The organism is Streptomyces sp. MMG1121 (assembly GCF_001280015.1).
Classification (GTDB): Bacteria; Actinomycetota; Actinomycetes; order Streptomycetales; family Streptomycetaceae; genus Streptomyces.
In genome coordinates, this window is sequence record NZ_LGDV01000270.1 from 1 (window position 1) to 8,173 (window position 8,173).

The following is an 8,173-nucleotide window of genomic DNA, read 5'->3' on the forward strand; positions in this document are numbered from 1 at the left end:
AGGCACTGCAGTACCGGCACAACATCCTCGGCGGATTCCTCACCGGGACGGGCCTCGCTCTCGACAGACCGAACTGACCCTAATACGCCGAAGTCAGTAACTACGCGGCATTGCAGCGCGCAGCGCCGCCGCAGGCGCCCTTGACCACTCGAAGCGGCCCTTACACTTCCCGATCGGATGGCCCCGGCACCCGCTGTATGTACGCCAGTTGGAGCACACCCAGCTCTGTACGTGAGCCTGTACCCGGCTTTGCACGTGACCTTGTACCCCGACAACGTGCGATGCTCAAGCCCCGCCTGGCGCAAACGGCGCGCCTTCTGACCTCCTGAGCCTTGCGCGCTGTACCGGACGTGCGTGTGTCGCGGGTGGTCTTGCGGTGGCCTTACCCAGGGAGGGCGGGCGGGTGCGTAGGATGCGCGGCTGATGGATCACTGGGAGGGGACAGCATGAGAACACGTATACGTGCGGCCGCAGTTGCAGCCGCCGCGGCAATGGGGTTGGTGTCGATCAGCGCGGGCACAGCATCCGCGGCCCCGGCCGGCACTCAGGTGCCCGCGACTCACCGGATCGGGACGTTGAAGGAGTGGGCAAGCGGCATCCCGACGTCCATGCACCGGGGCACCACGATCGGCGTCACGATGTCCTACATAGAGAAGTCCCGGGATGTTCTGGCCCCGGCCGGCTTTGCGCTGTCCTTGTGGAACTTCTCAGCCCCGGGCTTCAAGCAGATGCGGGGGATCTCCGCCACGTGGTGGAATCCGGTGCACCACCGTTGGGAGAAGGCCAGCTACTACGAGTCCAACGGGCTGATCGGACTCACGCTTCCCGGCTACTCACCCACGGTGAAGGTCGCCTCAGGCAAGGTCGGCCATGTCTACCTGCACGTCACCTTCAGCAAGAGCGCCTACACGGGCACGTGGCACTTCGAGCCGATGGTGGGCGGGTACTGGCTGCTCACCCCGAAGGGCACCTACGACAGCAATTACCTCGGTGACAGCAGGAGTCAGTACACCTCGGTCCTGCGCCCGTGAGTGGGTGTGCTGGCTGACCGTCGTGCCCCGTACGCAGGTTCTGTAATTCCCGGTCCGGCTGCTGGGGTAGCGTGTCGGGCGTGTTCGTGGCGTTCCCGTCTCGCCGCCTGTGGCGGGACGCCACGCATGCGGTCAGCCGCGCCGGAGGCCGCACGCTGTCGTTGGTGACGCGATCATGACGGGTTCCCCGCTTCGGCTGCCCGGTAGGACAGCCGACCTCCCCGTTCCCGCTCCCGCATGGTTTCGATGTACCGGGATGTCCTGGACGCGCGGCCCACGGAGGTCGAGCACGTCCTGGCCTCCCTCGCCCGTGCGGCGAAGCGCCTCGACCTGTCTGCTCCGCTGCTGAACGCCGCCATGGTCCGCCTCCGGGTGCACAACCAGTGCGTGGCGAACGCATCCCGGCCGGGCTGGGACCGGGCGGACGGCAGCCGAACGTCCGACGCACCGCGGTCGCCGCGGCCTCGAGCGGGCCGCGGCGACCGGTTCCCGGGCGGTTCCTCACACCTGGGGAACGCCTCCGGTGGCGGGGGTGCGGGTCGCGCGCAGGTGCTGGGCGAGCAGGGCGAGGGCGCAGAGGGCGGCGACCGTCGCCGCGTAGGTGACGAACGTGTCGTGCAGGCCGGCGTGCGTGGCGGCGATGCCGGCGATCACGGCCGGGATGCTGAAGGCCAGGTAGGAGATGACGAAGGCGACGGAGAGCAGCTCGCTGCGTTCGGCGGGGCGGGCTATCCGGGCCAGGGTGCCGAAGCTGGCGAGGGCGGAGCCGCCGAAGCCGACGCCCGCGATCGCGGTTCCGAGGGCGGCCGCGGTCAGGGAGTGCTCCTCCACACCGGTCAGGGCGACGGCCGTGCCGACGAGGAGCAGGGTTGCGCTGACGGCGAGGGTCCGTCCGACGGGCCAGCCGCGCAGGGCGAGGGCGGTGAGGAAGGCGGGGCCGGTGAGCAGGGTGACCACGAGTCCGCCGACGACGTGGCTGGAGAGACCGAACAGGCCGACGGCGACGGACGGGCCGAGCGAGAGGTAGAGGCCGCCGAGCGCCCAGCTCGCGATGAGGATCGGGACCAGGCTCAGCAGGTCGGCCCGCAGGTGGGGGGCGACCCGCAGGCGGGGCTGGAGCGAGCGGGCGGCGCCCGGGCGGCGCAGCGAGGTCTCGGGCAGGGCCGACAGGAGGGCGCCGGCCGCCACGAGGGCGAGGAGCAGCAGCACGTAGACGAGGCGGGTGGGGTGCGGCCCGTACTCGATGAGGAGCCCGCATCCGAGTGAGCCCAGTCCGAGTCCCAAGGTGGGCGCGGTGCCCGTGACGAGGCCAGCCCGGTGCGGGGCGTGCGCGGGGTTGAGGTCGGACAGTGCGGCGCCGAGCGTGGTCATGGCGGCCCCGGTGGCGATGCCCTGGATGAAGCGTGCCGTCAGCAGCAGGCCGACGTTGCCCGCGGTGAGGAACAGGACCATCGAGACCGCTTCGAGGGCGATCGCGGAGAGCAGGACCGGACGGCGGCCGAGGTGGTCGGAGAGGGCGCCGAGGATGAGCAGCGCCCCGATCATGCCGAGCACGTAGACGGCGAAGACCGTGGTGAGGGTGGTGGCGGAGAAGTGCCATTCCTGCTGGTAGACGACATAGAGCGGGGAGGGCGCGCTGGAGGCGGCCATGAACAGCACGAAGACGACCGCGAGGGAGGCGAAGGCGACGGGACGGCTCAGCCGTCGTCGCCTCTCCTCCGGTGGCACCACCCGGTGGGTGGGCGGCAGAGAGGGCTGGAGCTGGGACGGGGCGGGACCGGACACGACGCGACTCCAAAAGCAGTGATCGATGCGTTTAGGACGCTACCACTAACGCAACGATCAGTGCGATAATTTCCCCATGGCTGACTCGTTGACCCAGGTACGTCCCGGCGGCCGCTCCGCGAAGGTGCGGGCGGCCGTCCATCGCGCCGTCGCAGAACTCCTCGCCGAGGAGGAAGCGGAGACACTGACCCTGCCCGCCGTGGCCGCGCGCGCCGGCGTGCACCCCACCACCCTGTACCGGCGCTGGGGGTCCACCGCCCAGCTGCTCAACGACGTCGCCACCAGCCGCTTCACCGACGACCTGGTCGTCCCCGACTCCGGCTCCCTCGCCGGCGACCTCCAGCGCTGGCTCGCCGACGTGGCCACCGACGTCGCCGACCCGGACACGCTTGCCCTCATGCGGGCGACGATCGGCTCCGGCCCGGCAGGTGGCTGCGCCTGCGTCGAGGACCGCCACCGCCAGCTCGGCGCGATCATCCGGCGCGAACAGGAGCGCGGGGGGACGGCACTCGACGTGGAGACCGCGGCGGACTTCCTCCTCGGCCCGCTCTACTATCGCGCCATTTTCACCCCCGAGCCCGCCTCCGCCGACTGGGCCCGCACACTGGTGTCCACCTATCTGGCGACGCTCCGGACGCCCTGAGCCGCACACGGATCGCGGGGGCGCGGCGTGGCACACGCACACGTGTCTCGCCTGGGCGGCCCCTTCGGCACGAGGCGCAAGCACCCCCTGGACAGTGAGCCTCCGTCTTGATCGCCTGGCTCCGGTGACGCTCAGAGGAGGGCTTGTCGGTGTGCGGGGTGGCCGCTGGCCTGGGGTGTTGCTGGTTCGCTGCTGCTCATTGGCTGGCCCGCGCTGGCCATGGTGGCCGACCAGCCGGTCGCTCTGCTTACCCTCGTGTTCGTTCAAGGCGCGCTGTCTTTCGCGCTGGGCAGCACTCTGATCACGCGGGTCCTCTACGAGGCGGCTCGAACGGATCGAACGACTACGGCGCGACAACAAGTGGTCCGCCCGCAGGATCGCGCTCGAACTCAAGGGCCACGGCGTGAGGATCAGCGAACGAACCGTGGGCCGGTGGCTGGCACGCCTGGGCATCAACCACCGCCGGTCCCTCGACCCGAACGGGTCCACCAACCGGTACCCGCCGAAACGGATCGTGGCCCGCCACCCCGGCCACATGGTCCACCTGGACGTCAAGAAGGTCGGGCGCATACCCGACGGCGGCGGGTGGCGGGCCCACGGCCGCGACTCGGAACAGGCAAAGGTCGCTCAGCGTGCGAAGAGCGCCGGAGCCAAGGGCGGATACGCCTACCTCCACTCAGCCATCGACGGATTCTCCCGCCTCGCCTACACGGAACACCTCCCCGACGAGAAGGCCACCACCGTGGCGTTCTTCAACCGCGCCCGCGCGTTCTTCGCCGCCCACGGCATCCACCGGATCGTGCGCGTGGTCACCGGCAACGGCGCCAACTACCGGCCGCAGCCTTCGCACGCTCCCTGACCTCGCGGGCCTCCCGCCATCAGCGGACCAAGCCCTACACGCCCCGGCACAACGGCAAGGTCGAGCGGTACCAGCGCATCCTCGCCGAGGAACTCCTCTACGCCCGCCTGTGGACCTCTGAAGCGCAGCGGGCCCAACCAATCGCAGTCTGGAACGTCCACTACAACTACCACCGGCCTCACACCACCGCCGGTACCCGTCCTCCGGCCTCCCGCCTCCGCAACCGCCACCAACGTCATGGCCAGCAACACCTAGGGTCTGTTGCGAAAGTGGATCAAGGTCGTGAAATGATCACTTGCCGTGGGGCGTGGTGATCTGACGCATGGCCAGTGGGTCCGACTTGAACCGCTGTTGCCGACGGGTAAGAAGCCAGGACGGCCGCCGACGTGGACCCGTCGGCAGCTGATCGACGGCATACGGTGGCGGACCAGGACTGGTGCGCCGTGGCGGGATCTCCCCGAGCGGTACGGGCCGTGGGATCGGGCCTACGACCTCTTCCGGCGGTGGCAACGCGACGGCACGTGGAAGCGGATCTTCGAGCAACTGCAGGCCGAGGCCGATGCGAAGGGCCTGATCACGTGGGATGTCAGCGTGGACTCCACGATCGCCCGCGCGCACCAGCACGCCGCCGGGGCTCGCAAAAGGGGGATCTGCAGAAGGAGCCTCCTGGTGGCGTCGACGCCGAGCCTGACGACCACGGCCTCGGACGCTCGCGCGGCGGACTGACCACCAAGCTGCACCTTGCGGTCGAGCAGGGTCAGAAGCCTCTGTCCCTGCTCGTGACCGCCGGACAGAGGCACGACAGCCCGCAGTTCCAGCCCGTGCTAGAGGGCATCCGGGTGCCCCGCATTGGCCCGGGCCGGCCCCGCACCAAGCCGGACAAGGTCCGTGCTGATAAGGCCTACGGCTCTCGCGCGAACCGCGCCTACCTGCGCAGACGAGGTGTCGCGTGCACCATTCCGGAGAAGGCCGACCAGGTCCGCAACCGCAAGAAGCTCGGCTCCCGAGGCGGCCGACCGCCCAAGTTCGACACGGCCGACTACAAGGAGCGCCATGCGGCGGAATGCGGGATCAATCGGCTGAAGCGCCACCGAGCCGTCGCCACGCGATATGACAAGCTCGCCGTCCATTACGAGGCAACCGTACTGGTCGCAGCCATCAACGAGTGGCTATGACCAGCAGCCGTCCCAGCACCCACAGGGCCTGTCCGATTGATCCTCCCGGACTCCCATCGAGTCGGACGCGGGTCACGGACCACCCGAGTCGTCGGGCTCGACCGCTCGGAAGCGTTCTGCAACGACAAGAGTGTCGTCATCAATGACCGGGGTGCGTCCCAGATACTCGCTCACGCCATCGCTCCGGAAGAACTCTTCGTGCGCTGCCCGCCACTCCGCCACGTCGGAGTAGCCGCGTCCCTCTGCTCGCGCGAAGTCGTCGTCGATCTCCTTCATGGGAACGACGCGCACGTCGACGAGCTCGATCGTGACGGCCGGACGACCTTCGGAATCGAGCACCCAGAATCGCTGTCCGGTCACCGGTACTGCCTCGCCGGCGTGTTCGTAGATCTCCAGGAGACCCGTGAGCGCGGTCTTCTGACCGCTCAGGATCGCCGCCACACCACGGTCACGTTCCGGACTCGGGAAGGCGAGTTCAAGAGTGGGGAGGTCGTCATGTCCCATCGAGCGAGGTTATGGAGCCCGGCCGCGTTGATCAAGGGCCACCGCTCCGCTCGCCCCCGAACCCACAGCAAGCACTTTCACAACACGCCCTAGTAGCATTGCAGAACTAATTTCGTTTCAAAACTATACAGCCGGGATCCCCGGAGAGGAGAAGTCGTGTCCGACCGCAGGAACCACGTCACCTTTCAGCACAGGCAGGAGTTCCTGGCCGCGATCTCCGAGCGCTGGAACTACCGGATCCTGCGGGAGGTGTTCTTCGGAGTCGGCCGGTTCGGGGAACTCAAGCGGGCCCTGGGCATCTCTGCGAACATCCTCACCGCGCGGCTCAACAGCCTGACCGACCTGGGCCTGCTCACCAAGCGCGCCTACCGCTCGGACAAGCCGTGGTACGAGTACCAGCTCACCGACAGCGCCCGCGAACTCGTCGTCCCCGCCATCGCGGCCATCACACGTTGGGCTGAGACCCATGCGACCGACAGCGACATCACGCATCACCCGCTGATGCACACGGTGTGCGGCAACCCGACCAATCCGTACCTCGCCTGCAGCAGCTGCCACCGGCCAGTCGAGGCCTCGACCCTGCGCCCCATGCCCGCCGAGGAAGGCGGTGTCGAGAGAGGTCACTAGTGGCATTTTGAAACTAGTACTGCTATGCTACTAGGATAAACGGTTCCTCGATCACAGAGAGGGCTGATCATGACCATGAACTGGCTCGAGGGGGTCACCGAGAAGCTGATCCCCACCTCACTGGGGCTGATCAACTTGCGCGTGGGTGGCCGTTCCGATGGCCCTGCCATGGTGTTCTGGCCCAGCCTGATGATGGACGGCACCATGTGGCAGTACCAGTACGAGCACTTCGCCCCGACCCACCACGTGGTGCTCATCGACAGTCCCGGACACGGCAAGTCCGACGCGCTGCGCAAGATCATTGACCTCAAGGACTGCTCCGATGCGCTCGTCGAGATCCTCGACGCGCTCGACATCCACAAGTGCGTTCTGGTGGGCAACAGTTGGGGCGGCATGCTCGCCGGCGTCTTCCCGGCCTACTACCCACAACGGACCACGGCGGCGATCGGGATCAACTGCACCGCCTCCCTGCCCACGATGTTCGAGAGCATCTGGGCCACCGCGCTGTCCACGTTCCTCTCACTGCACGCGAAGATGCCGCCGCTGGCCGCCAAGGCCGCGCGCGCTGCATTCGCCGGCCCCACCGCCGAGGCCACCAACCTGGAGTTCGTCGAGTTCACCAAGTTCGTGCTGCGAGACGACCCGAAGTCGGTCGCATGGGCGCTGCGCAGCATCCTCATCGGCCGCAAGGACGAGCACCGCCGCCTGAACACCATCAGGAACGTGCCCGTCCTGGTCATCGCCGGTGAGGAGGACAGCCAGTTCCCCGTGCACGTGGTGCGGAAAATGGCCGACGCCATCGAGGGGAGCACCTTCCGCGTACTCCAGCACACCGCTCACCTCGCCGCCCGCGAGAATCCCGAAGGCGTCAACTCCGAGATCGACGCCTTCCTTACTGCCCTGCCCGCCGCAGCCTGATCAGGAGAGCGTCACCATGTCAGACGCCGCCCAAGCGATGGCCGCGCCCGGCTGGGTCCTTAAATTCATGGACGCCATCGACACCCTGGAATTCGATGAGGGCTTCGCGCCACTGACCGAGCTCACCGACATGTTCTTCGGTACCGCGCACATCCATGGCGTGGAGGCCATCAAGGCTTTCTTCGTCAAGATCGACGCGCCGCTGATCATCACCCACAAGGTCTTGGAGTTCTGGGCCGCGGGCGACGGCGTCCGTCTGCTGCGCGGCGAGGCGGTCATGGCCAAGAAGAGCGAGCCGGACCGGGTGGTGCGCGCCCCGTTCATGCACATCTTCTACCTCGACCAGGAGGACCCGGTCCGCATCCGTACACTGCGCATCACCGCGGGCCCGCTGCAGACCGACGCCGTCATGTGACCCCGTTCCAGGGCCGGCCGCAAGTGCCGCAGGCCTCGGAACTGGGAACGGACAGACAAGCACCGTTCGGCTCGCTGCACTGCCGGGGACCGACCGACGATCCCCGGCAGGAATCACTACTGACTTCGGCGTATTAGGGTCAGTTCGGTCTGTCGAGAGCGAGGCCCGTCCCGGTGAGGAATCCGCCGAGGATGTTGTGCCGGTACTGCAGTGCCT

General features: G+C 68.0%; 8 protein-coding genes and 3 pseudogenes. 9 read left to right on the forward strand and 2 right to left on the reverse strand.

What is annotated here, in order from left to right; genetic code table 11:
• Nucleotides 1–608: 608 nt before the first annotated feature.
• Both ADK64_RS42010 and ADK64_RS49430 read left to right on the forward strand, forming a co-directional pair.
• The gene (locus ADK64_RS42010) at nucleotides 609–1,031 is read left to right on the forward strand and encodes a hypothetical protein (protein WP_053667534.1); all 423 of its coding nucleotides are present in this window, start codon (nucleotides 609–611) and stop codon (nucleotides 1,029–1,031) included.
• 246 nt (nucleotides 1,032–1,277) lie between these two features.
• Nucleotides 1,278–1,391 (forward strand): annotated as a pseudogene (locus ADK64_RS49430) (ketopantoate reductase C-terminal domain-containing protein); the annotation flags it as partial.
• Nucleotides 1,392–1,532: 141 nt separating this feature from the next.
• Here ADK64_RS49430 and ADK64_RS42015 read toward each other — a convergent pair.
• Entirely contained in the window at nucleotides 1,533–2,816 is a 1,284-nt protein-coding gene (locus ADK64_RS42015; protein WP_078993171.1) for an MFS transporter, read from the reverse strand.
• 76 nt (nucleotides 2,817–2,892) lie between these two features.
• Here ADK64_RS42015 and ADK64_RS42020 point away from each other — a divergent pair, with 76 nt between their 5' ends.
• The 4 genes and pseudogenes from ADK64_RS42020 (at nucleotide 2,893) to ADK64_RS44650 (ending at nucleotide 5,493) form a co-directional block, all read left to right on the forward strand.
• Complete coding sequence (locus ADK64_RS42020; protein WP_053667535.1) at nucleotides 2,893–3,459, forward strand: TetR-like C-terminal domain-containing protein; 567 nt, start codon at nucleotides 2,893–2,895, stop codon at nucleotides 3,457–3,459.
• Nucleotides 3,460–3,636: 177 nt separating this feature from the next.
• A pseudogene (locus tag ADK64_RS44645) lies at nucleotides 3,637–3,786 on the forward strand (chloramphenicol efflux MFS transporter); the annotation flags it as partial.
• Nucleotides 3,785–4,573 (forward strand): annotated as a pseudogene (locus tag ADK64_RS42025) (integrase core domain-containing protein); the annotation flags it as partial. The pseudogenes ADK64_RS44645 and ADK64_RS42025, both read left to right, overlap by 2 nt.
• A 45-nt stretch (nucleotides 4,574–4,618) precedes the next feature.
• Nucleotides 4,619–5,493 (forward strand): IS5 family transposase gene (locus ADK64_RS44650; protein ID WP_199829864.1). Its coding sequence is split into 2 segments (ribosomal slippage): nucleotides 4,619–4,963 and nucleotides 4,966–5,493, totalling 873 coding nucleotides; the frame shifts between segments, so codons are not numbered across the junction.
• 72 nt (nucleotides 5,494–5,565) lie between these two features.
• Here the strand turns inward: ADK64_RS44650 and ADK64_RS42040 are convergent.
• A complete protein-coding gene (locus ADK64_RS42040; RefSeq protein ID WP_053667537.1) occupies nucleotides 5,566–5,997 on the reverse strand; it encodes an ASCH domain-containing protein in 432 nt (143 codons plus the stop codon).
• A 156-nt stretch (nucleotides 5,998–6,153) separates the two neighbouring features.
• Here ADK64_RS42040 and ADK64_RS42045 point away from each other — a divergent pair, with 156 nt between their 5' ends.
• The 3 genes from ADK64_RS42045 (at nucleotide 6,154) to ADK64_RS42055 (ending at nucleotide 7,957) form a co-directional block, all read left to right on the forward strand.
• Nucleotides 6,154–6,624: a winged helix-turn-helix transcriptional regulator gene (locus tag ADK64_RS42045; RefSeq protein ID WP_053667538.1), complete on the forward strand. Its 471-nt coding sequence runs from the start codon at nucleotides 6,154–6,156 to the stop codon at nucleotides 6,622–6,624.
• 75 nt (nucleotides 6,625–6,699) lie between these two features.
• Nucleotides 6,700–7,542, forward strand: a complete 843-nt coding sequence (locus ADK64_RS42050; RefSeq protein WP_234384943.1) for an alpha/beta fold hydrolase — start codon at nucleotides 6,700–6,702, stop codon at nucleotides 7,540–7,542.
• 16 nt (nucleotides 7,543–7,558) lie between these two features.
• Nucleotides 7,559–7,957 (forward strand): hypothetical protein, encoded by a 399-nt coding sequence (locus tag ADK64_RS42055; protein ID WP_053667540.1) that lies wholly within the window; start codon nucleotides 7,559–7,561, stop codon nucleotides 7,955–7,957.
• Nucleotides 7,958–8,173 lie beyond the last annotated feature (216 nt).

Bases quoted from the DNA above. Each gene is read 5' to 3' on its own strand.
- ADK64_RS42010 (WP_053667534.1), top strand. From the start codon at position 609: ATGCACCGGGGCACCACGATCGGCGTCACGATGTCCTACATAGAGAAG.
- ADK64_RS42020 (WP_053667535.1), top strand. From the start codon at position 2,893: ATGGCTGACTCGTTGACCCAGGTACGTCCCGGCGGCCGCTCCGCGAAG.
- ADK64_RS42040 (WP_053667537.1), bottom strand. From the start codon at position 5,997: ATGGGACATGACGACCTCCCCACTCTTGAACTCGCCTTCCCGAGTCCG.
- ADK64_RS42050 (WP_234384943.1), top strand. From the start codon at position 6,700: ATGAACTGGCTCGAGGGGGTCACCGAGAAGCTGATCCCCACCTCACTG.
- ADK64_RS42055 (WP_053667540.1), top strand. From the start codon at position 7,559: ATGTCAGACGCCGCCCAAGCGATGGCCGCGCCCGGCTGGGTCCTTAAA.